The following is a 25,065-nucleotide window of genomic DNA, read 5'->3' as shown; positions in this document are numbered from 1 at the left end:
TTCACTGCGGCTACTTCTCGGTGACACCCGCGGAGTCGAAGGTGGCCACTTCGTGCATCGCCCTGGCCGCGCTCTGGACGACGGGCAGCGCGAGCAGTGCGCCGGTTCCCTCGCCGAGGCGGAGGTCGAGATCGACCAGCGGGCGCAGGCCCAGCTTGTTGAGCGCGGCGACATGGCCGGGCTCAGCGCTGCGGTGGCCCGCGATGCAGGCGGCCAGTGCCTCGGGCGCGATGGCGCGGGCGACCAGTGCGGCGGCTCCGGCGCTCACGCCGTCCAGGATCACCGGCGTACGCAGCGAGGCGCCGCCGAGCAGGAATCCGGCCAGCGCGGCGTGTTCGAGGCCGCCGACCGCCGCGAGGACGCCGATCGGGTCGGCCGGGTCGGGCTGGTGGAGCTCAAGCCCGCGCCGTACGACATCGACCTTGCGTGCGTGCATCTCGTCGTTGATGCCGGTGCCGCGGCCGGTGACCTCGCTGGGGTCCTGGCCGGTGTAGACACAGATCAGCGCGGCGGAGACGGTGGTGTTGGCGATACCCATCTCACCGGTGAGCAGCACCTTGTTGCCCGCTGCGACCAGATCGCGGGCCGTCTCGATGCCGACCTCGATCGCGGAGAGCACTTCCTCGCGGGTGAGCGCCGGGCCAGTGGTGAAGTCGGCGGTCCCTGCGCGCACCTTGCGCGGCAACAGGCCCGGTGTGGCCGGGAGTTCACCGGCCACACCGACGTCCACGACGCAGACCTCGGCGCCGACCTGGTTGGCGAAGGCGTTGCAGACCGCGCCCCCGCCGAGGAAGTTGGCCACCATCTGGCAGGTCACTTCCTGCGGCCATGCGGTGACGCCCTGGGCGTACACCCCGTGGTCCCCGGCGAAGATCGCGACCGCCGCGGGTTCGGGGATCGGCGGCGGGCACATCCGGGAGAGGCCGCTGAGCTGTGCGGAGATGATCTCCAGCATCCCCAGCGCTCCGGCGGGCTTGGTCATCCGCTTCTGGCGGTCCCACGCCTCACCGAGCGCCTTGGCGTCCAGCGGCCGGATGTTGGTGATGGTGTCCTGGAGCAGGTCGTGCGGGTCCTCGCCGGGCAGTGCGCGGCGGCCGTACGTCTCCTCGTGGACGACCCAGGAGAGCGGGCGGCGCTTGGACCAGCCCGCCTGCATCAGCTCGGGCTCCTCGGGGAACTCGTCGACGTACCCCACACAGAGGTAGGCGACGACTTCGAGGTGTTCGGGCAGGCCGAGGGCGCGGACCATCTCGCGCTCGTCGAAGAAGCTGACCCAGCCGACGCCGAGGCCTTCGGCGCGGGCGGCGAGCCAGAGGTTCTCGACGGCGAGGGCGGAGGAGTACGGCGCCATCTGCGGCTGGGTGTGCCGGCCGAGGGTGTGGCGGCCGCCCCGGGTCGGGTCGGCGGTGACGACGATATTGACCGGGGTGTCGAGGATCGCCTCGATCTTCAGTTCCTTGAACTGCTTGGCGCGGCCCTTGGGAAGGGACTTGGCGTACGCCTCGCGCTGACGCTGGGCCAGTTCGTGCATGGAACGGCGGGTCTCGGCCGAGCGGATGACGACGAAGTCCCAGGGCTGGGAGTGGCCGACGCTCGGCGCGGTGTGCGCGGCTTCGAGCACCCGCAGCAGGACCTCGTGCGGGATGGGGTCGCTGCGGAAACCGTTACGGATGTCACGGCGTTCCCGCATGACCCGCAGGACGGCTTCGCGCTCGGCGTCGTCGTAGCCGGGGGCGGCGGCCGTGACGGGCTCGGTCGGCTGCTGCTCGGCGGCACCGGCGGCTTCGGCCTCGTCGGCGTTCTGGGACGGCTGCTGGTCGGCGTTCTCGGTCGGCTGCTGCTCGGCGCCGGGCTGTACCGTGCCGGGGGCCGCGTCGGGCTGTACGTCGACGGGGTTCTCCTGGACGGGGCTCTCCTGGACGGGCGCCGCTGCGGCTACGGGCTGCGCCCCTGCGGGCTGTTCGGCGACGGGCGCCGCTTCGGGCTGCGCGTCGGCGGGGAACGGCTGGGCTTCGGGGGCCGGTACGGGCTCGGCGGCCGGGACCGGCGCGGTCGCCTCGGCGGCGGACGCGGGGGCCGCGTCGGGGACGGCTTCCGTTCCGACTGCCGCCGGGGCTTCGGCGGCGGGTGCTGCGGGCTCCGCGGGCTCTGCTGCGGCCTGAGCGGCCGCGGTGGCGGAGTGGGCGGCCGGCTCGTCGGCGACGGCAGCGTCCGGTGCGTCGGCGGGTGCCTGCGCCTCGGCCGGTACGTCCGGTCCGGTCGGCGCCTGCGGTCCGGCCTCCCCTGCGGGGTCCGTCTGCGGCTCGGCTGCGGGCAACTGCTGCTCAGCGGTCGCGCTGTTGCGGGGGGCGGGCACCGGGGCCATGGCCGCGGTGCGGGGAAGCTGCTCCCCGGCCTCTATGGGGAGGGATTCGGCGGCGGGTACGGGCGCCACGGCGCTCTCCGGCTCCACCACGTCCGTACCGGCTGCTGCCGCCTCCGCTTCCACGGCGGCGACCGGCTCCGGCAGGGCCTGGGGCACGGGCTCCGGGGCCGGTGCGGCCACGGCTTCCGGCGCCTGCTCCGCAACCGGCTCCGCTACGGGCTCCGCCACCGGGCCGGGCGCCTGTCCTGCGGCGTGACCGGCCACCGGCTCCACCGCCGGTTCCACCACTGCCGGTTCCACCACTGCCGGGGATTCCGCATCCGGAACCGGTACGGCCGACTCGGCCGGGACCGCTTCCGGCTGCGGTCCGGCAGCCTGTCCAGCTGTCTCTGCGGCGCCCGGTGCCGCTTCGGCCACGGGCTGCTCCGCCGGGGCGGGCTCCGGTGCCGTCGCGACGGCGACCGGTGTCGGGGCCAGATGCGGCGCGGACGGCAGTGAACCCTCGACCGGGACGAAGCGGCCCATCGAGTCCTGCGCGGTGGCGGGCCCGTCCGGGGCCTGCGGCAGCACCGGCGCCGGAGCGGCCTGGGCCTGCGCGGCGACCGGCTCGGGAGCGACCGATTCCGCCGTGCCGGCCGGGGCCGCGGGGAACTCATGGGACTGCTGCTCGGGCTGAGGTGTCGGGGCGGGCTGTCCGGGCTGCACGGCGGCGGCCGGGTCCTGCGCCACCGGCTCGGGCCGCGGCGTCCACGGAGCGGCCTGCGGCGGGATCTCCCCCAACTGCGGTCCGGGCAGTGCCTCGGCCTCGTCACGCGGGAAGTCCAGATACTCGGGCCCGAGCGTCTGAGGACCGCCGTCGGACACCGGAGCGGGCTGCGGCGGCGCCGTGGTCGGGCCGCGGTCGGCCAGCGAGCGCACCACACCACCGGTGGCGTCGGGCACGGGCGGCCCCATGTGCAGCGGCCTGCGCGGCGGCGGGGTCGGCTGGGCCTCGGCCTGGGCGCGCACGGCGCCCACGTCCACGGAGCCCGAGTCGCGTCCACCGGTCTCGTGCGCACCCGGTTCGGGCAGCTGAGCGGCGGCCTGCGGCTGGAACTGGGCCTGGAACTGCGGCTGCCCCTGCGGCTGGTGCGGCTCACTCCACGCACCCTGCGCGCCGGGCATCAGCAGCAGATCGTCGTCTTCGGCGGGGCTCTCCGGGGAGTCGGGGAAGGTGTAGGCACCGGGGGCGGGGAGGCCCTGCTGCTCCACCATGCCTGCGTTCCCCGGCTGTCCCTCGCCCGGGACCTGGCCGGTGTCGGTCATGCGTACCCCTTGCCCATCCATAGTGCTCCTTCAGCCCTTTACCGGGTCGCCCGTACTGAGACAACGAGCGGGCACGCCGTGCGGTGCGAAAGGCCTGCGGACACTCAGTATTGTCACGGCCGTTCGACGCCGCGCAGGGATTCCTGCCACGGTCCGCTGTGGGCTGCGCCACGTTGCGCGTCCCCCGGTGCCGCCGTACCACACCGGACCCAAAACGGTTCCTTTTTCCGGACATTGGCGAACGAAGCGCCGAACCTCCAGCTGCGGTACAACAGTCGGCCAGCCTACCCCGCGCGGTCCCGGAGCAGGGTCAGGGGCCACTGTCCGGACGGCGGCCCGACACCAGGAAGACGACCGAGCGCTCGCGCTCCGCCCAGGAGCGGGTGTCCAGGTCGACGGATTGCAGCAGCGCGCACTCGACCAGGTAGCCGCCCTCCGCCAGGGCCGCCCCGAGCGCCTCGGCCTCGTCGCGGGTGGACGCGTGGGTGACGATGCGTCCGGGTCTGCGGTCGGCACAGCCGGTGACAACTGCCACTCCCCCGCCGCCGATCCGGACCACGTCGGGCTCCGGCAGCCGCTCCAGTACCTGGGGTGCCTGCCCGTGGATGACCTGGAGCTGGACCCCGAACCGGTGTGCGGCCGCGTCCGTACGGACACAGCTCTCGCGGTCGGCGTCGACCGCGATGACGGCGGCGCCGAACCGGGCCGCCTCGACGGCCAGCGCCCCGCTGCCCGAGCCGATGTCCCAGACCAGGTCTCCGGTGCGCGGGCCGAGCCTGGCCAGTTGGGCGGCGCGCAGTCCGGCGTGCTCGCCCTCGCTGAGTCCTTCGCCGTACTCGGCGGCAGGCAGCGCCCAGCCGCGGACCGCAGGGGCGTCCGCGGGAGCGCCGCCGCCGATGACGATGACGACGTTGGGGTCGCGCCAGGTGTGGTCGGCGGCCTTGTCGGAGGTGAGGACGGTGACCTGCTCGCGCGTGGTGCCCAGTTCCTCGCAGATGACGAAGGTGCGGTGGACCCCTTCGAGGAGCAGGGCGAGCTCGGCGGGGCCCGCGCCGGGCGAGGTGAGTACGGCGACCTTGGGGTGCGCCCGGCAGACGTTGACCGCGCGCCGCAGCGTACGCGGGTGGGCGACGACGACCTCGGCGTCGTCCCACGGCATCCCGGCGCGGGCGAAGGCCGCCGCGACGGACGAGACGGCCGGGACGACCTCGACCTCCAGGCCGTACTCCGGGGCGCGCAGGGTGCGGACGACTCCGTGGAAGCCGGGGTCGCCGTCGGCGAGTACCACGGCGCTGCCGCGGTGTCCGGCGATCCGGCGGGCGGCCAGGCTCACGCTGCCGAGCCGGATCCGCTCCGCGCCGGGCGGCACTTCGGGGAGTGCGAGGTGGTGGGCGGCTCCGGCCACCAGCGTGGCCGCGGAGAGAGCGGACCTGGCGGCTGCGGTCAGGGGCGAGCCGTCCCAGCCGATCACCGTGATCCGGTCGGCCATCGTCGTCAGTCTCCTGGTGTTGTCGCGCGGCGGGTTCAGGCGTTCTGCCGGTGCCCCGGCAGCAGTTCAGCGCGGACATGTGCTGGTCGGGCCAGGGATGAACCGGGGCTGCGGGGCGGAACAGCGAGCACCCGCGAGGTTACCCGCTGCGGCCGGTGCCCGACGAGTGGGTCAGTTCCAGTCGTTGAAGGTGCCGTACCCGTTGGCGTCGGCCAGCTGGTCGGCGACCCCTTCCAGGTCCTCGGGGAGCAGGCTCCAGACGATGAGGTCGGTGCGGATGTCGGTCCAGCCGCCGTCCGTGCCGTTCTCGGTGCGGGTGCGCGCTATCCAGGCGTTGCGCAGTACGCCCTCGCTGATGCAGCCGATCTTCTGCGCGACCTGCTGCGCCGCGGTGTTGTCCGCCGGGGTGCGCAGCTCGATGCGCTCGAACCGCTGGTCGCGGAAGAGCCACTGCGCGACGGCGAGCACCGACTCGGTGGCGTATCCCTCGCCGCGCGCCCAGGGGGCGGTGATGTAGCGGACCTCGGTGGCCATCGTGCGCCAGTTGGTGGCGCGCAGCTGGACGGTGCCGACCAGCCGGTGGGTGAGGAACTCCGTGACGGCGAGGACGATCCCGCGCCCCGCGGTGCGCTCCCCGGGGGCGATCCGGCGCACCCAGCGCTCACCGTCGATGTGCTGGTAGGGATGGGGCGCCCCGGTCCAGGCCGTGACCGCCTCGTCGTTCATCATGTCGGCCAGCGGCGGGATGTCCGCCTCCTCGAAGGGGCGCAGCACCAGCCGGTCCGTGCTGATGGAGATGTCCGGGAAGGTGGTCGTCATGCGCTGCTCCATGGCCAGGGACCGACGTAAAGCCACAGCATGCAGCATGGGGACCGGGCACCGCATGGCCGGGTGGCGGCGAGAGGCCCCGCATACCACGTGAGGGTACGCGGGGCCCGCGCCGGCAGGGACCGTACGGGCGTCAGGGCTTGACGGCCCCGAACGCCGGGACGACCGCGCCCTGGTACTTGTCGTCGATGAACTTCTTCACCTGCGGGGAGTTGAGGAGCTTCGCCAGCTTCTCGACGCGCGGGTCCTTCTCGCTGCCCTTCTTGACGACGAGGATGTTGGCGTACGGGTTGCCGGCCGCCTTCTCCAGGACGAGCGCGTCCTTGGACGGCTTGAGCTTGGCGTCGATCGCGTAGTTGCCGTTGATGACGGCGGCGTCGACGCTGTCCAGGGCGCGGGGCAGCGTGGCGGCCTCCAGCTCCTTGAACTTCAGGCCCTTGCTGTCCTTGATGTCGGCGAGCGTGGCCTCGCTGCCCACACCGCTCTTGAGGGTGATCAGCCCGTTGTCGGCGAGCAGCTTGAGCGCGCGGCCCTCGTTGGTGGTGTCGTTGGGGACGGCCACGGTCTGCCCGGACTTGATGGACTTGAGGTCCTTGTCCTTCTTGGAGTACAGGCCCAGCGGCTCCAGGTGCACGCTGACGACGGGGACCAGGTCGGTGTGGTTCTTCTTGTTGAAGTCGTCGAGATACGGCTTGTGCTGGAAGAAGTTGGCGTCGACCTGGCCGGTCTGGGTGGCCGTGTTGGGCAGGACGTAGTCCGTGAACTCCTTGACCTGGAGCTTGAGCCCGGCCTTGGCCGCCAGGTGGGTCTTCACGAAGTTGAGGATGTCGGCGTGCGGGACGGGCGAGGCCGCGACGACGAGCGGCTTGCTCGTGTCGGCCTTCGCGCCCTCGGGCTTGCTCGACGGGTCGGACGAGGTGCCGCAGGCGGTGAGGCCGATGGCCAGAGCGGCGACGGCGGCTGCGGACGCGGATATCTTGCGGGAGTTGCGCACGAAAAGTGCCTCTTTCCAGTGGTGCGGGATGTCGCCCGGACAAGGAGTGCGGGCTGTGAGCGGAGAAGGTCTATGCGGGGTCTATGCGGAGGTACGTCCGCGGCGGGCCAGCAGGCGTACGGCTCCGTCGCCGATCAGCTGGATCACGGTGACGATCACGACCAGCACGATCACGGTCGCGATCATGAAGCTGTTGTCGAAGCGCTGGTATCCGTAGGTGATCGCCTTGGAGCCGAGTCCCTCGCCGCCGACCGCGCCGGCCATCGCCGAGTACCCGATGAGCACGATGACGGTGGTGGTGACCGCGGAGACCAGGGACGGCAGCGCCTGCGGCAGCAGCACCTTCCTGACGATGGCCGGAACACTGCCGCCCATCGACTGGACCGCCTCGACCAGGCCGTGGTCGACCTCGCGTACGGCCGTTTCGACGAGCCGGGCGAAGAACGGGACGGCGCCGATCGCCAGCGGGACGATCATCGCGGTGGGGCCGATGAACGTGCCGACGACGAAGGTGGTGAAGGGGATCAGCGCGATCAGCAGGATGATGAAGGGCAGCGAGCGCCCGATGTTCACGATCACGCCGACGACCTTGTTCACCGGGCGGTTCTGGAGCAGCCCGCCCTTGTCGGTGAGGACGAGGAGCACACCGAGCGGCAGTCCGACGAGGACCGTCACGAGGGTGGCCCACAGGACCATGTAGAGGGTGTCGGTGGTGCCCTGGGAGAGCAGCGGCTGCATCTCGGACCAGTTCACTTGGCGTCCTCCTTGACCAGTGCGGGGTGCTCGGCGCCTGCCACTTCGATCTGGAGGCCCTGTTCGCGGAGGAATCCGATCGGCACGACGTTCTCCTCGAAGGGGCCGGGCAGTTCGATCCGCATCCGGCCGATCTGGTTGCCGCCGACGGTGTCCATCGCGGCGCCAAGGATCGATATGTCGATGTTGTAGGTACGGGAGAGCTGGGAGATCACGGGGCGGCCCGCGCTCTCCCCGTGGAAGGTGACGTCGATGACCGTACGGTCGGTGCCCGGCAGCGGGCCGCCCACCGGGAACAGCTCGCGGGCGAGTTCGGAGCCGGGCGTCGCCAGGAGTTCGCTGACGGTTCCCGACTCGACGACCCTGCCGCTCTTCATCAGCGCGGCCGAGTCGCAGACGGTCTTGACGACGTCCATCTCGTGCGTGATGAGCAGCACGGTGAGACCGAGCTGCCGGTTGAGGTCCCGCAGCAGCTGCAGGATCGACCGGGTGGTCTCGGGGTCGAGTGCGGAGGTCGCCTCGTCGGAGAGCAGCACCTTGGGGTCGCCCGCCAGTGCGCGTGCGATGCCGACGCGCTGCTTCTGGCCGCCGGAGAGCTGCGCGGGGTAGGACTTCGCGCGGTCGGCGAGGCCGACGAGGTCGAGCAGTTCGAGCGCCTTGCGGGCGCGGTCCCGGCCGTTGACCCCGAGGATCTCCAGCGGCAGTTCGACGTTGTCCTGCACGGTGCGCGAGGACAGCAGGTTGAAGTGCTGGAAGACCATACCGATCCGGCTGCGGGCCGCGCGCAGTTCCCGGCCGGCGCGGCTGCCGCGGCCGGCCAGCGCGGTGAGGTCGGTGCCGTCGACGGTCACGGTGCCGGACGTGGGGCGTTCGAGGAGGTTGACGCAGCGGATGAGCGAGGACTTCCCGGCGCCGCTCTGGCCTATGACGCCGAACACCTCGCCTTCGCGGACGTGCAGATCGACGCCGTCCAGGGCGGTGACCTCACGGCCGCGCGAGGCATAGACCTTCGTCAGGCCGGTAGTGGTGATCACAGAGTTTCCGTCACTGTCGAGTGCGCGGCGCGGTGTCCGCCGGCACGGTGCGTTCGTCTGGGTGCATTCGTCTGGAAGCGCGGCACGGCCGTAACGGTGGTGACCGGAAGGCTTTCGTGCGCGTGGCCGGGCGGCTGCCGTGTCCGCAGGGGCGCGGAGGCGGGCGGCCCGGCTCTCGGTCCCGCTTCGGGGCGCGGGCAGGGACCCTCAGAAGGCGCGCATTCGACACATACAACGAGCACCGGGCGTGCTGATCGCCTCGGTCGCAAGGGTGCGGCTGCTCGTCGTGGTCATGCGGCAAGTAAAGCAGAAGTGAGGACGGCCCGAGCACGCTTGTCCGTATAACGGACGGCCGTGGACGCGCTCCTGGACAGTAGGCCACCACCCGCGAAACGGCTCCGACCTGCGGCGACACCGTACGGAGCGGAGCGCGGGCTGTTCTCGCGCACGGACGGCGGGGGCCCGCGCTGTGGCCAAGGCCACGGGCTTGATCGCGGCCGGGCCCCGGGGCCGCGCGGGGAGGATCCCGCGATCACGGGGAGAGCGAGCGGACGGGCACCGCCCCGGGGCCGCGCGCGGGGGGCGCCCCGCGCCGTAATACCCTCAGGTCCATGCTTTTCGCCCTGACGGTCGCGGTCACCGTGGCCGCGCTCGCCCTCGCCGCCTGGTGCGGTTACGCCGCCTACCGGGACCAGCCCACGAAGGACTGGCACTTCATCGGGATGGCCGTCGTCTCGGTCCTGGCCCTGGCGCAGCTGGTGACCGGCATCGTGCAGCTGGCCCGCGGCCAGCAGCCCGAACAGGGCAAGGCGATCTTCATCGCGTATCTGATCGGCGCCTTCGCCGCTGTGCCCGCGGCCGGGTTCCTCTCGCTGACCGAGCGGACCCGCTGGGGATCGGTGACGGTCGTCGCGGGCGCGGTGGTCCTGGCCGTGCTGGAAGTCCGGCTCTACGACATCTGGGGAAACTGACGATGACCACCGCTGAGGAGAAGCCCCGGTACGAGCTGGGCACCGGTCCCGGCCGGGTACTCGTCTGGTTCTACGGGGTGTTCACGGTCGCGGCGGCCTCCCGCTCGGTCGTCCAGATGATCATGGACTTCGGGAAGGCGCCGCTGGCCTACTCGCTCTCGGCCGTGGCGGCCCTGGTGTACGGCTTCATCACCTACTCGCTGGTGCGCGGCGGCGAGAAGGCCCGCCGGGCGGCGCTGGTGTGCTGCGCCGCCGAGCTGGTCTTCGTCCTGGTCGTCGGCAGCTGGACGCTGGCCGCCCCCGGCTCGTTCCCCGACGCCACGGTCTGGTCGGACTACGGGATGGGCTACCTCTTCATCCCGGTGATCCTTCCGGTGCTGGGCATGCTGTGGCTGCGCAGGGCCGCCAGGCACTGACGCCCCCGCGCAGGACGGCCCGGGTCAGGCGCTCTTCACATACGCGCGCCCCCCGGCCTCCTTCTCCAGCGTCACCACCGGGACCGCGCCGCCGGTGCGCTCGGTCGAGACCGGTACGTATCCATGGCTGCGGTACAGCCGCAGACTGCCCTCGCTCCGGTGGCCGGTGAACAGCTGGAAGCGCCGGGCGGCCGGGTCCGCCGCGAACTTGCCCTCGATGGCGGTGAGCAGCCGGCCGCCGATGCCGTGCCGCTGCATCCTCGGATGCACGATCAGCTTGGCTATCCGGGCCGTGCCCGACGCGTCCACCCCGCCGCGTACCGAGGCCACCACCTCGTCGCCCAGGCGCGCCACCAGCCCGTGGCCTCCGGCCAGTTCGGCCCGCAGCGCGTCGAGTGTCTGGGTGAGCGGCTCGATGGAGTAGTCACCGTAGAGCTCGGCCTCGCTCTGGTAACACAGGTACTGGAGTTTCAGAATCTGCTCGGCGTCCTGCGCGGTCGCCGCTGAGATGGTCACGCTCATGCCCATGTGCGCATGCCTCCCGCTCACCTGTTCACCGGATGTCTAACGCTCCTTTCCCCACCGGTCCCCGCCCGCAACCTCCGCCGTCAGCATTCTCCGCAGACATCCCAGACATCGGGAACGAACCGGCCCCAGACTCCCCTGTGACATACCCAACTCCCCCGCGATCTCCCGGTAGGTGGGGTCGGCGGGCGAGAGCATCGCGGTGAGCAGCCGGGGGCAGCGCCCGGGCGTCCGGCTCACGGCGTCCCGCACCGCGCGGCGCCGCTCGGCGGCGAGCACGGCGCGCTCGGGCCGTGCCTCGGGGTCCGCGTACGGCTCGACGGCGTACGGCAGTTCCCGCCCGGCCTGCCGCCGCGCCCGGCGCGCCTCGGCCCGTACGGCGGAGCGGACCCAGCGCCGGGGTTCGGCCGGGGTCTGCTCCAGCAGCCGGACCCAGACGGCCTGTTCGAGATCGGCGGGGTCCACTCCGGCCGCGGCGGCTTCGGCTGCCGCCTCGGCCGCGAGCAGCGGGCTCAGTTCGGTGACGAGATCCATGCCGGGCGGGACGCAGCCGCCGCCGGGCACGGTTGCCCCGGCGGCGGTATCTCACCCGTACGGGAAGACCGGGCGGACCGCGGCTACTGGTGGCTGCTCCGGAACTACCTGCCGCGGTGGTCGGCCGCCGCGAGCAGCGCCGTGTCCGCGTTGTCGGAGAAGACCCCGTCGATACCCGTCGCGAAGTACGCCCGGAACGCGCCGAATGCGTCGCCGTAGGCGTTCGGGTCCGTACCGCGCCGGAAGTCCGCGGGCAGGAAGGTGTTCTCGTTGCGCATCGTGTACGGGTGGAGGAGCAGGCCCTGCGCATGGGCGTCCCGCACCAGGGTGGTCGGCTCGGTGAGCCGGCCGTCCCGGTCCTTCGGAATGACCGAGTCGAGTGTGGGTCCGATGCCCTGCGCGTACGAGGCGATCCACTTCAGCCCCGCCGGGGTCTGGAGGTCGGCGACCGTGCGCGGGTCCCCCGACTGCACGAAGTCCCAGGGCCGGCTCGCCGGATCGGCGAGCAGCACGATGCCCGGGGTGCCGGCGAGCCGGGCGAGGCGCTGGATGGAACCCGGCTCGAAGGACTGGACGAACTGCGGGGAACCGCGCCGGTCCCGGCCGTACTTGCGCAACAGCAGGGCCAGGCGCTCCTCAAGACCGAGGCCGAGCCCGCGGAAGTAGGTGGGGTGCTTGGTCTCGGTGTAGAGCCAGACCGGTCTGCCGCGCTCGCGGCCCTGCTGCTCCGCCCAGCGCAGCACCTCTTCGAAGGTGGGGACCGGCCAGCGGCCGTCGTAGAGCGTGTTGTGCTGGCGGTTGGCCGGAATGCGCTCCTTGGCCCGCAGCGTGCGGAGTTCGGCGAGGGTGAAGTCCTCGGTGAACCATCCGGTGACGGCTGTCCCGTCGACCGACTTCGTGGTCCTGCGGTCGGCGAACCCCGGGTGCGCCGAGACGTCCGTGGTCGCGGAGATGTCGTTCTCATGGCGGCAGACGAGGTGCCCGTCCCTGGTGGGCACCAGGTCCTGCTCGATGATGTCGGCGCCGAGGTCGAGAGCGTGCTGGTACGAACCGAGCGTGTGCTCGGGGCGGTAGCCGGCCGTCCCACGGTGACCGATGACCGTGGGCACGGGCAGGTCCTTGTACGAGGTGCCGCGGCCGGCGCCCGGCGCTGCGGCGTTCGCCGTACCGGAGAGTCCCAGCACGGCCGTGCCGAGCACCGCCGCGCCGAGCAGTGTGCGCCGTCCGGGTCCTGTCTGTCCGCCTTGCGACATGGGCACTCCTCGCTGTGATGTCCCGCACCTGCCAACGCTGAAGGGCCCGATGGTAGGGAGTTGCGCCTAACGTGGGGTGGTACCGCACAGAACACGGCTCGAACTCGCGTCAACACGGCGTATCAATGGGGTGAACCCGATGTGCGCCCTGCCACAGCGCGCGAGTACCGTACCGACCTGCACATACTTCACCGTGGCCGCCCAGCCCCGACTCCGGAGGAACCGTTGTCCCGACTCGCACTCATCAAGGCAGTGCTCGGACCGATCATGCGTCTGATGTTCCGCCCGCGGGTGGAGGGCGCCGAGAACATCCCCGGGACGGGTCCAGTCATCCTCGCCGGCAACCACCTCACGTTCATCGACTCGATGATCATGCCGATCTGCCTCCAGCGGCAGGTCTTTTTCATCGGCAAGGACGAGTACGTCACGGGCAAGGGACTGAAGGGCCGTCTGATGGCCTGGTTCTTCACCGGTGTCGGGATGATCCCGGTGGACCGCGACGGCGGACGCGGCGGTGTCGCCGCCCTGATGACCGGCCGCCAGGTGCTGGAGGACGGCAAGGCGTTCTCGATCTACCCGGAGGGCACCCGCTCCCCCGACGGACGGCTGTACCGCGGCCGTACGGGCATCGCGCGTCTCACGCTGATGACGGGCGCGCCGGTGGTGCCGTTCGCGATGATCGGTACGGACAAGCTCCAGCCGAACGGCTCGGGTCTGCCGCGGCCCGGCAAGGTCACGGTCCGCTTCGGTGAGCCGATGGAGTTCTCGCGCTACGACGGCATGGACCGCGACCGCTATGTGCTGCGCGCAGTCACGGACTCGGTGATGGCCGAGGTCATGCGCCTCTCCGGTCAGGAGTACGTCGACATCTACGCCACGAAGGCGAAGGCCGCCGCCTGACCCGGCGCCCCTGATACGGCCTGATACGGCCTGATACGGCGGAGGGCCACCCCGGAACGTTCCGGGGTGGCCCTCCGCCGTATGCGCCGGGCCGTCCCCGTCACGGCGCCGGTGTCCGTCAGACGCCGAGCTTCTGCCCCCTGAGCAGGAACCACGACGTCACCGCGGTGGCGAACAGGACGACCGATCCGACCGCGGCCGCCGCCTGGAAGCCGTGTGTGAAGGCCTCCTGGGCGGAGGAGATCAGGGCGGTGGCCTGGTCGTGCGGGAGGCTCTTCGCCGCCTCGACGGCGCCGCCCAGCGACTCATGGGCCGCGACGGCGGCGTCGGCGGGGACCCCGTGCGGGATGGAGAAGTCCCGGTAGATCCCGGTGACCACCGAGCCGAGCAGGGCGATACCCAGAGCGGTACCCAGTTCGTAAGCGGTCTCGGACACGGCGGACGCCGCGCCCGCCTGGTCCTTGGGGACGCTGGAGAGCAGGACGTCGGAGGTCACGGTGAAGGCCAGGCCCGCTCCGAGACCGCCGAAGAACAGGGCGAGGCCCAGGGCCACCACACCGGTCGACGCGCTGACCCACACACAGCCCGCCAGGGCCACCGCGACCGCCGCCAGACCACCGGCCACCGCGCTGCGGACCGATGCGCGGCGCGCCACGTAGCCGGCCATCAGCCCGGTGCCGACCGCTCCCACCGCGGCGGGAAGTTCGATCAGCCCGGCCGCCAGCGGGGAGCGCCCCTGCACCAGCTGGAGGAACTGCGAGAGGAAGAACACCAGTCCGGAGAGGCCGAGGATGGTCAGCAGATCGGCCAGGACCGCGCCGGAGAAACCGCGGTGGTGGAAGAGCCGCATGTCGAGCAGCGGCGATTCCAGGGTCAGCTGGCGACGGGAGAACCAGAGCAGGGCCAGCACACCGACGACCCCGGCCGCCAGGTTGTCCCAGTGGAAGCCGTTGGCCGCCGCCTCCTTCACCGCGTACACCACGGCCATCACGCCGACCAGCGAGAGGCCCACACTGGGCAGGTCCCACGGGCCGGGGTTCGGGTCGCGCGACTCGGGCAGCACCTTCATGCCGACCAGGACGAGCACCAGCATCACCGGCAGGTTGATGAGGAAGACCGAGCCCCACCAGAAGTTCTCCAGCAAGAATCCGCCGACCACCGGGCCGACCGCGGTACCGGCCGAAGCCGCCGCGCCCCAGATCCCGACGGCGAGGCTGCGCTCCTTCGGGTCGTGGAAGATGTTGCGGATCAGCGCGAGGGTGGACGGCATCAGCGTGGCGCCCGCGACGCCGAGCAGTGCCCGGGCGGCGATCATCATCTCGGGGCTGTTCGCGTAGGCGTTCAGTACGGAGACCCCGCCGAAGGCGACAGCACCGCTGAGCAGCAGCTTCTTGCGGCCGATCCGGTCGCCGAGGCTGCCCATGGAGACCAGCAGCCCCGCGATGACGAACGAGTAGATGTCGCCGATCCACAGCAGCTGGGTGCCCGATGGCTTGAGATCCTCGCTCAGGAAGGGTGTCGCCAGGCCGAGCACCGTCGCGTCGACCGCGACCAGCAGCACGGCGAGGACGAGCACGGCGAGGGCGAGCCAGCGGCCGGGACCGCGAGTGGTCCCTGAGTCGTTCGTCCGCCGGGTGGTACCGGTCATTTCTCCACGCTCCGTTGTGCGCCGCCGAGCAGCAACTCGGCGATCATGTAAGAGAAGTCATTGGCCGCCACCCGGCCGTCCTGTATCGCCCAGGCGCAGGTACCGATGAGCCCGTAGAACGCCTCGGTCAGCCAGGCGGGGGTGAGGTCGATCCGGAGTTCCCCGGCCTCCTGGCCGCGCCGGAAGAGGGCGCAGACCCGGGCGTCCAGCCGGTCCCAGCCCTCGTTCACCCCATCGCCCTCGAAGAGTTCGTTCTCGGTGACGAGGAAGGCGAGCAGCCCGGCGGCGGGCTGGACTTCGGCGATCAGGCGCCGCAGCGCCTCCACGGCCGGCCCCTCGTCGGTCCTGGCCGCGTCGAGCGCCGCCTCGAACTCCGCGATGCCGAACTCCTCCAGGGCCCTGACCAGCGCGTCCCGGCCGGCGAAGTGCCGGTGGAGGGTGGCCCTGCCGATGCCGGCGGCCCTGGCGACCTCGTCCATGGTGGCGGTCGCCTTGCGGGTGAGCAGGGTGGCGGCGGTGCGCAGCACCTGGTCCCGGTCGACAGTCATGAGACAAACATAACCACAATGAGACAGCTATGTCTCATCAATAAGGGCCAGTAGCATGGGCGCCGCGTGCCGGTTCGACGGAACATCGACGGGACATCGCCGGCACTTCGACGGAACTCGACCCATCAAGGAGCGGTTCGTGCGAGACATCGCTGTGTTCAGCGGCAGCGCCCACCCCGAATTGGCCGAGGAGGTCACCGCGCATCTGGGCGTACCCCTGAGCCCGGTGCGGGTCAACCGGTTCGCCAACGACTGCCTGGAGGTCCAGCTCCAGGCCAACTGCCGTGAGCGTGACGTCTTCCTGATCCAGCCCCTGGTCACCCCGGTGCAGGAGAACCTCGTCGAGCTGCTGCTGATGTGCGACGCGGCGCGCGGGGCCTCGGCGGCCCGGATCACCGTGGTGATGCCGCACTACGCCTACGCCCGTTCGGACAAGAAGGACGCGCCGCGGATCTCCATCGGGGGCCGGCTGGTGGCCGACCTGCTGGTGAACTCCGGGGCGAGCCGGGTGCTGGCACTGACACTGCACTCACCCCAGGTGCACGGGTTCTTCTCGGTCCCGGTGGACCATCTGCACGCCCTGCGCGAGCTGGCCGAGCACTTCCGCGGCTACGATCTCTCGCGCACCACGGTCGTCTCGCCCGACCTCGGCAACGCCAAGGAGGCGGCGGCCTTCGCGCGGATGCTGGGCGTACAGGTGGCGGCGGGAGCCAAGCAGCGCTTCGCCGACGACCGGGTGGCCATCAGCTCCGTCATCGGCGAGGTCGCGGGCCGCGACATCATCGTCCTGGACGACGAGATCGCCAAGGGCAGCACCGTACTGGAACTCCTCGACCGGCTCCGCGAGTTGGGAGCCAGGTCGATCCGGGTGGCCTGTACGCACGGTCTCTTCGCCGCCGGAGCGCTCAAGCGGCTTTCGGCCCAGCCCGACGTGCTGGAGATCGTCTGCACGAACACCGTGCCGATACCGCCCCGCGAGCACACCGACAAGCTCACCGTCCTGTCCATCGCCCCGGCACTGGCCGAGGCGATGCGGCGGATCCACAACGGCGAATCGGTGAGCTCGCTCTTCGATCCGTCCTGAGCCCGCGGGGCGGACACCCGGTCCCGGGCAGTCAGTGCCAGGGCAGTTCCGCCCGCTCCTGCCAGTACGCGGCGGGCTCCTCCCGCAGTCCGGCCAGCCGCTCCAGCTGCTCGTCACCGACATCGGCCACCGCCGCGTGCAGATTGGCCGACAGCTGTACGGCGGTGGCCGCCCCGGAGAGCACCACCGTCGCCCAGGGCCGGCGCAGGATCGCGGCCAGCGCGACGGCGTCGGGGGTCGTACCGGTCTCATCGGCGACGTCCCGCAGCGGGGCCGGCGCGGCGCTGCCGGCGAGACGGCCGTTGGCCACCGCCTCCTTGACGATCACGGAGAGCCCCGCCTCGTGGGCCTCCGCCAGCGCCTCTCCCACCGAGGGGTCCAGCAGGTTGTAGGTGCTCTGCACCGCGCGGAAGAGCGGTTCGCCGTCGACCGTGACCCCGAGCGCGGCCCGGACGGTGTCCGCCTGGGCGGGGCCGCTCGTGGAGAAGCCGATCGTCACCCCGTCCGCCGCGAGCGCGGCCAGCCGGGCGTGCAGTTCGGTGTCGGTCAGGGCCGGGCTGTCGGCGGTCAGGGAGTGGATCTGGTAGAGGTCGAGCCGCTTCCCGAGCAGCGTGCCGGTCTCGGTGCGCTGCCGTTCGAAGGTGGCGACACTGTGGTCCTTGACCTCGTGGACCTCGGCGTCGGTGCGCCAGTCGGCGGTGTAGGTGTAGCCCCACTTGCTGCCGATCACGACGTCCTGGACGGCGGGCCTGGCGTGCAGCCACTCGGCGAGGAACGCCTCGGCACGGCCGTAGGAGCGTGCGACGTCGAAGTAGCGCACGCCCTGCGCGTAGGCGGCGTCCAGGAGTTCATGCGTACGGGCGAGCAGGGTCTCCGGGGTGCGGTCGGCGGGCAGGTCCTGGTCGCGGCCGAGGTTGATGTAGCCCGGCCTGCCCACGGCTGCCAGACCGAGTCCGATGTGGGCCGTGGGGGTGGTCGCTGCCGTGAGGCGGGCGAAGGGCATCGGGGGCTCCCTGCGCGGTTCGGTGGATGCGGTCCCTGACACCTCTACCCGCGATCGCGCACGACAGCGCCCGGCACCCGGGTGGAGGTGCCGGGCGCTGTCAGGCCCGATGGTGCGGGGCGGCTACTTCTTGGCCGTGGCCCAGGCGTGCTGGATGACCAGATTCGCCTTGACCTCGATGAGCTGTGCGGCGACCGCCGACGGTGCGGTGCCGCCGCGGCCGCTGCGGGAGGCCAGCGCGCCGGGGACATCGAGCACCGTACGGACCTCGGGGGTCAGATGCTCGGAGATCTTCGCGAACTGCTCGTCCGTGAGCTGGTCGAGCTCGACGCCGTGCCGCTCGCACTCCTTGACGCACTCACCGGCGACCTCGTGGGCGACCCGGAACGGCACACCCTGCCTGACCAGCCACTCGGCGATGTCGGTGGCGAGCGAGAAGCCCGCGGGGGCCAGCTCCTCAAGACGCTCACGGTGCACGGTCAGGGTCGCCATCATGCCGGTGAAGGCGGGCAGCAGGACCTCCAGCTGGTCGCAGGAGTCGAAGACCGGCTCCTTGTCCTCCTGGAGGTCGCGGTTGTACGCGAGCGGCAGCGCCTTGAGGGTGGCCAGCAGCCCCGTCAGATTGCCGATCAGCCGGCCGGACTTGCCGCGCGCCAGCTCCGCGATGTCCGGGTTCTTCTTCTGCGGCATGATCGACGAGCCGGTCGAGAAGGCGTCGTGGAGGGTGACGAAGGAGAACTCCTTCGTGTTCCAGATGATGATCTCCTCCGCGATCCGCGAGAGGTTGATACCGATCATCGCCGTGATGAAGGCGAACTCGGCGGCGAAGTCCCGCGAGGCGGTGCCGTCGATCGAGTTGCCGGCCGAGCCGCGCTCGAAGCCGAGGTCCGCGGCGACCGCCTCCGGGTCGAGCCCCAGCGAGGACCCGGCGAGTGCCCCCGATCCGTACGGCGAGACCGCGGTGCGGTCGTCCCACTGGCGCAGCCGCTCGGCGTCCCGGGCCAGCGACTGGACGTGGGCCAGCACATGGTGGGCGAAGAGGACGGGCTGGGCGTGCTGGAGGTGGGTGCGGCCGGGCATCGCCACGTCCGGGTGCGCCTCGGCGAGGCCGACCAGCGCGTCCTGGAGACCGGCGATCAGACCGCCGATGGTCCGGGCGTGGTCGCGGAGGTACATCCGGAAGAGGGTGGCGATCTGGTCGTTACGGGACCGGCCCGCCCGCAGCTTGCCGCCGAGGTCGGGGCCGACGCGCTCCAGGAGTCCCCGCTCCAGTGCGGTATGGACGTCCTCGTCGGCGACGGTACCGGTGAACGATCCGTCGGCGACGTCCGCCGCCAGCCGGTCGAGGCCGTCCTGCATCCGGTCCAGTTCGTCCACCGTGAGCAGCCCGGCCGTGTGCAGCGCGCGGGCGTGGGCGCGGGAGCCGGCGATGTCGTACGGGGCGAGCCGCCAGTCGAAGTGGACGGAGGCGGACAGCTGGGCCAGCGCCTCGGCGGGGCCGTCGGCGAATCGGCCGCCCCAGAGCCGGACGTCACCGGTGTTGCTGCTCACTGAGTTGCTCCTCAAGAGGGTCGGAATGCGCGGCAGCCTCCCCGCCGCGGAGGATCGGGGAGGCCGCCGCCGTACGAGTCGGGTCGGTCGGGTCGGCTCGGCTCGGGTCAGGCCAGGTCGCGCTTGGCGGCGATCTTCGCCGAGAGGCCGAAGATCTCGATGAAGCCCTGCGCCTTGGACTGGTCGAAAGTATCGCCCGAGTCGTAGGTCGCCAGGTTGAAGTCGTACAGGGACTCACTGGACTTACGGCCGGTGACGGTGGCGCGGCCGCCGTGCAGCGTCATCCGGATGTCGCCCGTGACGTGCTGGTTGGCCTCGTTGATGAAGCCGTCCAGGGCGCGCTTGAGCGGGGAGAACCACAGGCCGTCGTAGACCATCTCGCCCCAGCGCTGCTCGACCTGCCGCTTGTAGCGGGCCAGTTCGCGCTCGACCGTGACGTTCTCCAGCTCCTGGTGCGCGGTGATCAGCGCGATGGCGCCGGGCGCCTCGTAGATCTCCCGGGACTTGATGCCGACGAGCCGGTCCTCGACCATGTCGATCCGGCCGACGCCCTGCGCCCCGGCCCGCTCGTTGAGCTGCTGGATCGCCTGCAGGACGGTGACCGGGCTGCCGTCGATGGCGACCGGGACGCCCGCATCGAAGGAGATGACGACCTCGTCGGCCTCGCGCGGCTCCGCCGGGTTCGCCGTGTACTCGTACACGTCCTCGATCGGCGCGTTCCAGATGTCCTCCAGGAAGCCCGTCTCGACAGCGCGTCCGAAGACGTTCTGGTCGATGGAGTACGGGGACTTCTTGGATGTCGCGATCGGGAGGTTCTTCGCCTCGCAGAAGGCGATGGCCTTGTCGCGGGTCATCGCGTAGTCGCGGACCGGCGCGATGCACGTGAGGTCGGGGCCGAGCGCGGTGATGCCCGCCTCGAAGCGCACCTGGTCGTTGCCCTTGCCGGTGCAGCCGTGGGCGACCGTGCTGGCGCCGTGCTTCCTGGCGGCGGCGACCAGGTGCTTGACGATGGTCGGCCGCGAGAGCGCCGAGACCAGCGGGTAGCGGTCCATGTAGAGCGCGTTGGCCTTGATGGCCGGGAGGCAGTACTCCTCGGCGAACTCGTCCTTGGCGTCGGCGACCTCCGCCTCGACCGCACCGCAGGCGAGCGCGCGCTTGCGGATGACGTCCAGGTCCTCGCCGCCCTGACCGACGTCCACGGCGACGGCGATGACCTCGGCGCCCGTCTCCTCGGCGATCCAGCCGATGGCGACAGAGGTGTCCAGACCTCCCGAGTAGGCGAGTACGACGCGCTCGGTCACGGGCTTCTCCTTACGGTGCGATCACTGGTAGGCATAACTATGCGGTTCTCCGTATGCCTTGTCAAAACTGCAGGTGAAGAGGGTTCCCGAAGGAGGTCCAGAAAAGTTTTCGCCGCGAACCATGGACTGGAGGGGCATGCTCCGCTTAGCTTCTAGACATGCCTGGACAGGTTCATAAACATCACCGCATCTCGCGCATCCTCGCCGAGGAGATCCGCGCGGGGGTGCACGCCGACGGCAGCAAGCTGCCGGGCGAGCACACCCTCCGGGAGCGCTTCGGAGTCAGCCGCACCACCGTGCGGCAGGCCCTGAACGAGCTCGGCGAGCAGGGTCTGATCGCCACCCACGCCGGAATCGGCTCGTTCGTCACCTTCGACGGGACACCCCTGGACAACCGGCTCGGCTGGACCCAGGCCCTCGCCGACCGGGGCACCGAGCTGACCACCGAGGTGCTCCGGTTCGAGACGGTCACCGATCAGCCGCTCGCCGCCGAACTCGGCCTGGCGACGGCCGAGTTCATCGCGCTGGACCGGGTGAGGCGGCTGCCCGACGGGCACGGCATCTCACTGGAGCGCAGCCGCGTGCCCGCGGTCGGCACACTCGCCGGGCTGCCCGAACGCGGCCTGGAGGACGGTTCGCTCCACAAGGCGCTCGTCGCCGCGGGCCGGATCGCCGACTCCGGCGAGGCCCGGATCTCGGTCTCCGGCATCAGCGGGACCGACGCCGCGACGCTGCACCGCCCGCCCGGTGAGGCGTTCCTCCACCAGTCCCAGGTGTTCCGGGCCGCGGACGGCTCCGTCGTGGAGCAGGTCACCAGCCTGCTCGACCCGTCCAGGTTCCAGCTGCACGTCCGCACGACCGGCCGAGGAGGCCACGCATGACCGACCCGCACCTGCTCGACCGCGCCCTCGGCGCCCTCTACGGCCTCGCGCTCGGGGACGCTCTGGGTATGCCCACCCAGGTGATGTCCCGCGAGGACGTCGTACGGGTCTACGGCAGCATCACCGGCTTCGAACCCGCACAGCACGACAACCCGGTCAGCGCCGGGATGCCCGCGGGCTCGGTCACCGACGACACCGACCAGGCGGTCATCGTGGGCCGGCTGCTCGTGGAGGGGGGCGGGCACATCGACCCGCTCCGGTTCGCCGCCGAGCTGCTCGCCTGGGAGAAGGAGATGAAGGCCAAGGGCTCCTTCGACCTGCTGGGCCCCTCCACCAAGGCGGCTCTCGACGCGGTGGCGGGCGGAGCCGACATCAAGGAGGCCGGCAGATACGGCACCACCAACGGCTCCGCCATGCGCGTCACCCCCGTCGGCATCGCGACCGCCCTGGAGCCGCTGCCGCGCTTCCTCGACCGGGTCGTGGAGTCCTGCCAGGTCACGCACGACACGAACGTGGGTATCGCGGGCGCGGCGGCCGTCGCGGCAGCGGTGAGCACCGGTGTCGCGGGGGGTACGCTCGACGACGCCTTCGCGGCGGCGGTTACCGCGGCCCGCGCGGGCGCCGCACGGGGCAACTGGATCGCCGGGGCGGACATATCCGCCCGGATCTCCTGGGCCCGCGAGCTGGTGCGCGGACTGGACGAGGCCGAGGCCCTCGACCGTATCGTCGCGCTCATCGGCACCAGCGTGGCCAGCCAGGAGTCCGTCCCCGCGGCCTTCGCCGTCCTCGCGCTGACCGGTGGCGACCCCTGGCGCAGCACCCTGCTCGCCGCCAATCTCGGCGGTGACAGCGACACGATCGGGGCCATCGCGGGCGCCGTCGCCGGGTCCGTGAGCGGGCTGGCGGGGCTGCCCGCCGACGCCGTGACCACGCTCCGGGCCGTCAACGGGCTCGCACTGGAGCCGCTGACCGAGCGGCTGCTCGCGCTCCGCTGAGGCCTTGCCCCACTCCAGTCCCCACTTCCCACTCCCCCAACGCACCGCACCCCTTCCCGCTACGCACCCTGCAAGGAGGTCCCGTCATGGCCGTTTCAACGAAGAACGATCGCGTCGGCACCGTGGAGACCCGGGGCATCGAACCGGTCCCCGACAGTGAACGCCATGGCCACGCGGGCCAGATGTTCTGGACCTGGTTCGCCGCCAACATCTCGCTCCTGGGGCTCCCCCTCGGTGCGACGCTGGTCGCCTTCCGCGGCCTGAACATCTGGCAGGCGGCGCTGGTCGCCGTCGTGGGGTCGTTCGGCTCGTTCGCGCTGGTCGGCGCGTTGAGTATCGCGGGCCAGAAGGGCGGAGCCCCCGCGCTCACGCTGTCCAGGGCGGTCTTCGGGCAGCGCGGCAACGCGGGTCCGACCCTGATCACCTGGCTGAGCCGGGTGGGCTGGGAGACGATCACGACGACCACCGCCGCGTACGCCCTGCTGGCGCTGCTCGGGGTCGCCTTCGGGGTGCACAGGAACACCGCGCTCACCGTGGTCTGCCTGCTGGTCTTCATCGCCTGCACCCTGCTGATCAGCGGCCTCGGTCACGCCACCATCATGTGGATCAACAAGTGGGCCACGGTCCTCTTCGGTGTGCTGAACCTGGTCGTGATGGGTTTCCTGGTGGCGACCGTCGACTGGTCCAAGGTGCTGCACACTCCGGCCGGACCCGCCAGCGGTGTCATCGCGGGGATCGGCTTCATCGCCGCGGGCACCGGCATCGGCTGGGCCAACGCGGGTGCGGACTACGCCCGTTACCTCCCGCGCTCGGTGCCGGGCTCCCGGCTGATCAGCGCGTCCGCCTTCGGCGCCGGTATCCCGCTGGTCCTGCTGATCTCACTGGGATCGCTGCTGACCGCGGGCGATCCGACGCTCGCCACGGCGTCGGACCCGGTCGCCGCCATCAACGCGATGCTGCCGTCCTGGATGGCGATCCCGTACCTGATCGCGGCGTTCGGCGGACTCCTGATGTCCAACCACCTCTCCACCTACTCGGCCGGCCTCACGATGATCACGCTGGGGCTGAGGGTGCCGCGGGCCGCGGCGGTGCTCGTCGACGTCGTCCTGATGTTCCTCGGCGGCATCTACTTCATGCTGATCGCCGGTGACTTCTACGGCCCCTTCTCCACCTTCCTGACCCTGCTGGCCGTGCCGATCTCGGCGTGGATCGGGGTGATCGCGGTGGACACGCTGCGCGGCCGTACGTACGACGACGAGGCCCTGATGGACACCACCCGTACCAGCCGCTACTGGTACACCGGCGGCTTCCGGCTGCCCGCGGTGCTCGCCTGGGCCGCCGCGATCGTGGCCGGGCTGCTCTTCACCGAGGCGTCCACCGGCAAGGACGACGTCTGGTTCGCCGGCCCGCTGGCCGGGAGCTGGTTCGGCACCAACGGACTGGGCTGGGCCGTCTCCATGGTGGTCGGCGCCGCCGTCTACTTCCTGGCCGGCCGCCGCTCCCCGGTGACCGCCGCCCCCGAGCCCGCCCTTGAGGAGGCCGTCCGATGAATCCCCGTCTGGTCCTCGCCGGAAATGTCATCGTCGATCTGGTGATCGGGATCCCCGCACTGCCCGAGCGGGGCGGCGACGTCATCGGCTCATACGCGTCCCGGACGGCGGGCGGCGGGTTCAACACCCTGGTCGCGGCGCGCAGGCTGGGTACCGACGCGGTGTACGCGGGACTGCACGGTACGGGCCCGCACGGCGATCTCGTACGGGAGGCGCTGGCCGCGGAGGGCGTGCGCACCGTGCTGCCGGTCCGCGAGGACGGCGACACCGGCTTCTGTGTCGCGCTGGTGGACGCCGGCGGCGAGCGGACGTTCGTGACCAGCTTCGGGGTCGACGCACGGCTGACCGCGGCGGAACTGGCCGTCGTGACCGGGCGGCTCAGGGACGGCGACATGGTTCAGCTCTCCGGGTACGGCCTGGTGATGCCGGTGAACGGCCCGCTGCTCGCCCGCTTCACCGCCGGGCTGCCCGCCGGGGTCACGGTCTGCTTCGACCCGGGGCCGCTGGCCGCCGACATCCCCGGGGAGATCCTCAGCCCGGTCCTGGCGCGGGCCGACTGGCTCAGCTGCAACGCCCGCGAGGGGCGGCTGCTGACCGGGCACGAGGATCCGCGCCCGGCCGCCGCCGCGCTGCGCGAGCGGCTCGCACCCGGCGCGGGGGTGCTGGTGCGCGCCGACAAGGACGGCTGCTGGCTGGCGGCGCCCGGTGCACAGCCGGTCCACGTTCCGGGCTTCCCGGTGGACGCGGTCGACAGCAACGGGGCAGGCGACGCCCATGTCGGGGCCTTCCTCGCCCTGCTCGGCCGGGGTCTCGACCCGCTGTCGGCAGCGCGCGGCGCCAACGCGTCGGCTGCCTTCGCGGTGACCCGGCGCGGCCCGGCGACCGCGCCCGGCCTCGCGGAGCTGGTCGCTTTCCTCGGTGACGACCCGCTCGCCGAGCGGCTGGCCGCCCCGCCCGCACCATCGATGTAAAGACCACATAACGAGACGGGATTGCGGCGGAGTGCGCGAGCAGCGTTGCATCACTCAGGTGCAGAACGAACAGCAGAACGAACAAGTGATCCAGGAATCCGCCGGTCCCACCGGTCCCACCGGTACGCCCGACTCCGGCACGACCCAGTCCGGTGCGCCCGAATCC

General features: G+C 71.5%; 22 protein-coding genes. 8 read left to right on the top strand and 14 right to left on the bottom strand.

Annotated features, from left to right (window positions below):
• Nucleotides 1-10: 10 nt before the first annotated feature.
• The 6 genes from cobT to OG210_RS27295 form a co-directional block, all read right to left on the bottom strand.
• Nucleotides 11-3,670: a nicotinate-nucleotide--dimethylbenzimidazole phosphoribosyltransferase gene (gene cobT, locus OG210_RS27320; RefSeq protein WP_371539124.1), complete on the bottom strand. Its 3,660-nt coding sequence runs from the start codon at nucleotides 3,668-3,670 to the stop codon at nucleotides 11-13.
• Between the two features lie 310 nt (nucleotides 3,671-3,980).
• Complete coding sequence (gene cbiE, locus OG210_RS27315) at nucleotides 3,981-5,159, bottom strand: precorrin-6y C5,15-methyltransferase (decarboxylating) subunit CbiE (RefSeq protein ID WP_328324787.1); 1,179 nt, start codon at nucleotides 5,157-5,159, stop codon at nucleotides 3,981-3,983.
• Nucleotides 5,160-5,330: 171 nt separating this feature from the next.
• Entirely contained in the window at nucleotides 5,331-5,978 is a 648-nt protein-coding gene (locus tag OG210_RS27310; RefSeq protein ID WP_328324789.1) for a GNAT family N-acetyltransferase, read from the bottom strand.
• A 142-nt stretch (nucleotides 5,979-6,120) separates the two neighbouring features.
• Nucleotides 6,121-6,981, bottom strand: a complete 861-nt coding sequence (locus OG210_RS27305; protein ID WP_328324791.1) for a MetQ/NlpA family ABC transporter substrate-binding protein — start codon at nucleotides 6,979-6,981, stop codon at nucleotides 6,121-6,123.
• 81 nt (nucleotides 6,982-7,062) lie between these two features.
• Nucleotides 7,063-7,734 carry a methionine ABC transporter permease gene (locus tag OG210_RS27300; protein ID WP_328324793.1) on the bottom strand — a complete coding sequence of 224 codons (672 nt, stop codon included), beginning with the start codon at nucleotides 7,732-7,734 and terminating at the stop codon, nucleotides 7,063-7,065.
• Complete coding sequence (locus tag OG210_RS27295; RefSeq protein ID WP_328324795.1) at nucleotides 7,731-8,768, bottom strand: ATP-binding cassette domain-containing protein; 1,038 nt, start codon at nucleotides 8,766-8,768, stop codon at nucleotides 7,731-7,733. Before OG210_RS27295 ends, OG210_RS27300 begins: the two co-directional genes overlap by 4 nt.
• A 611-nt stretch (nucleotides 8,769-9,379) precedes the next feature.
• Between OG210_RS27295 and OG210_RS27290 the strand changes: the two genes are divergently transcribed.
• On the top strand, nucleotides 9,380-9,739 hold the full coding sequence (locus tag OG210_RS27290; protein WP_328324797.1) for a hypothetical protein: 360 nt from the start codon (nucleotides 9,380-9,382) through the stop codon (nucleotides 9,737-9,739).
• 2 nt (nucleotides 9,740-9,741) lie between these two features.
• Nucleotides 9,742-10,155 carry a hypothetical protein gene (locus OG210_RS27285; protein ID WP_328324799.1) on the top strand — a complete coding sequence of 138 codons (414 nt, stop codon included), beginning with the start codon at nucleotides 9,742-9,744 and terminating at the stop codon, nucleotides 10,153-10,155.
• A 24-nt stretch (nucleotides 10,156-10,179) separates the two neighbouring features.
• Here OG210_RS27285 and OG210_RS27280 read toward each other — a convergent pair whose 3' ends face one another.
• The 3 genes from OG210_RS27280 to OG210_RS27270 all read right to left on the bottom strand — a co-directional run bounded on the left by OG210_RS27280 (nucleotide 10,180) and on the right by OG210_RS27270 (nucleotide 12,467).
• Nucleotides 10,180-10,683 (bottom strand): GNAT family N-acetyltransferase, encoded by a 504-nt coding sequence (locus tag OG210_RS27280; protein ID WP_328335345.1) that lies wholly within the window; start codon nucleotides 10,681-10,683, stop codon nucleotides 10,180-10,182.
• A gap of 36 nt (nucleotides 10,684-10,719) precedes the next feature.
• Nucleotides 10,720-11,214, bottom strand: a complete 495-nt coding sequence (locus tag OG210_RS27275; protein ID WP_328324801.1) for a sigma-70 family RNA polymerase sigma factor — start codon at nucleotides 11,212-11,214, stop codon at nucleotides 10,720-10,722.
• Nucleotides 11,215-11,318: 104 nt separating this feature from the next.
• Nucleotides 11,319-12,467, bottom strand: coding sequence for a glycerophosphodiester phosphodiesterase (locus OG210_RS27270; protein WP_328324803.1), 1,149 nt, complete (start codon nucleotides 12,465-12,467; stop codon nucleotides 11,319-11,321).
• Nucleotides 12,468-12,692: 225 nt separating this feature from the next.
• On the opposite strand from OG210_RS27270, the gene OG210_RS27265 reads away from it, so the two are divergent.
• Entirely contained in the window at nucleotides 12,693-13,367 is a 675-nt protein-coding gene (locus OG210_RS27265; RefSeq protein ID WP_327298611.1) for a lysophospholipid acyltransferase family protein, read from the top strand.
• A 118-nt stretch (nucleotides 13,368-13,485) separates the two neighbouring features.
• Here OG210_RS27265 and OG210_RS27260 read toward each other — a convergent pair whose 3' ends face one another.
• Nucleotides 13,486-15,015, bottom strand: coding sequence for an MFS transporter (locus tag OG210_RS27260; protein WP_328324805.1), 1,530 nt, complete (start codon nucleotides 15,013-15,015; stop codon nucleotides 13,486-13,488).
• Complete coding sequence (locus tag OG210_RS27255; protein WP_328324807.1) at nucleotides 15,012-15,563, bottom strand: TetR/AcrR family transcriptional regulator; 552 nt, start codon at nucleotides 15,561-15,563, stop codon at nucleotides 15,012-15,014. Before OG210_RS27255 ends, OG210_RS27260 begins: the two co-directional genes overlap by 4 nt.
• A gap of 139 nt (nucleotides 15,564-15,702) precedes the next feature.
• Between OG210_RS27255 and OG210_RS27250 the strand changes: the two genes are divergently transcribed.
• Nucleotides 15,703-16,647, top strand: coding sequence for a ribose-phosphate pyrophosphokinase (locus OG210_RS27250; RefSeq protein ID WP_328324809.1), 945 nt, complete (start codon nucleotides 15,703-15,705; stop codon nucleotides 16,645-16,647).
• Nucleotides 16,648-16,678: 31 nt separating this feature from the next.
• Here the strand turns inward: OG210_RS27250 and OG210_RS27245 are convergent, their stop codons facing one another.
• The 3 genes from OG210_RS27245 to OG210_RS27235 form a co-directional block, all read right to left on the bottom strand.
• The gene (locus OG210_RS27245; RefSeq protein WP_328324811.1) at nucleotides 16,679-17,650 is read right to left on the bottom strand and encodes an aldo/keto reductase; all 972 of its coding nucleotides are present in this window, start codon (nucleotides 17,648-17,650) and stop codon (nucleotides 16,679-16,681) included.
• 123 nt (nucleotides 17,651-17,773) lie between these two features.
• The gene (gene argH, locus OG210_RS27240) at nucleotides 17,774-19,201 is read right to left on the bottom strand and encodes an argininosuccinate lyase (RefSeq protein WP_328324813.1); all 1,428 of its coding nucleotides are present in this window, start codon (nucleotides 19,199-19,201) and stop codon (nucleotides 17,774-17,776) included.
• Between the two features lie 107 nt (nucleotides 19,202-19,308).
• The gene (locus tag OG210_RS27235; RefSeq protein WP_371539117.1) at nucleotides 19,309-20,502 is read right to left on the bottom strand and encodes an argininosuccinate synthase; all 1,194 of its coding nucleotides are present in this window, start codon (nucleotides 20,500-20,502) and stop codon (nucleotides 19,309-19,311) included.
• Nucleotides 20,503-20,660: 158 nt separating this feature from the next.
• On the opposite strand from OG210_RS27235, the gene OG210_RS27230 reads away from it, so the two are divergent.
• The 4 genes from OG210_RS27230 to OG210_RS27215 all read left to right on the top strand — a co-directional run bounded on the left by OG210_RS27230 (nucleotide 20,661) and on the right by OG210_RS27215 (nucleotide 24,899).
• Nucleotides 20,661-21,383 (top strand): GntR family transcriptional regulator, encoded by a 723-nt coding sequence (locus OG210_RS27230; RefSeq protein ID WP_328324817.1) that lies wholly within the window; start codon nucleotides 20,661-20,663, stop codon nucleotides 21,381-21,383.
• Nucleotides 21,380-22,378, top strand: a complete 999-nt coding sequence (locus OG210_RS27225; protein ID WP_328324819.1) for an ADP-ribosylglycohydrolase family protein — start codon at nucleotides 21,380-21,382, stop codon at nucleotides 22,376-22,378. The genes OG210_RS27230 and OG210_RS27225 overlap by 4 nt, the downstream gene beginning before the upstream one ends.
• Before the next feature lie 86 nt (nucleotides 22,379-22,464).
• Nucleotides 22,465-23,928, top strand: coding sequence for a cytosine permease (locus tag OG210_RS27220; protein ID WP_328324821.1), 1,464 nt, complete (start codon nucleotides 22,465-22,467; stop codon nucleotides 23,926-23,928).
• Entirely contained in the window at nucleotides 23,925-24,899 is a 975-nt protein-coding gene (locus OG210_RS27215; RefSeq protein WP_371539113.1) for a PfkB family carbohydrate kinase, read from the top strand. Before OG210_RS27220 ends, OG210_RS27215 begins: the two co-directional genes overlap by 4 nt.
• Nucleotides 24,900-25,065: the final 166 nt, after the last annotated feature.

This window comes from Streptomyces sp. NBC_00466 (genome assembly GCF_041433995.1).
Classification (GTDB): domain Bacteria; phylum Actinomycetota; class Actinomycetes; order Streptomycetales; family Streptomycetaceae; genus Streptomyces.
This window is presented reverse-complemented; position numbering and strand designations above follow the sequence as displayed.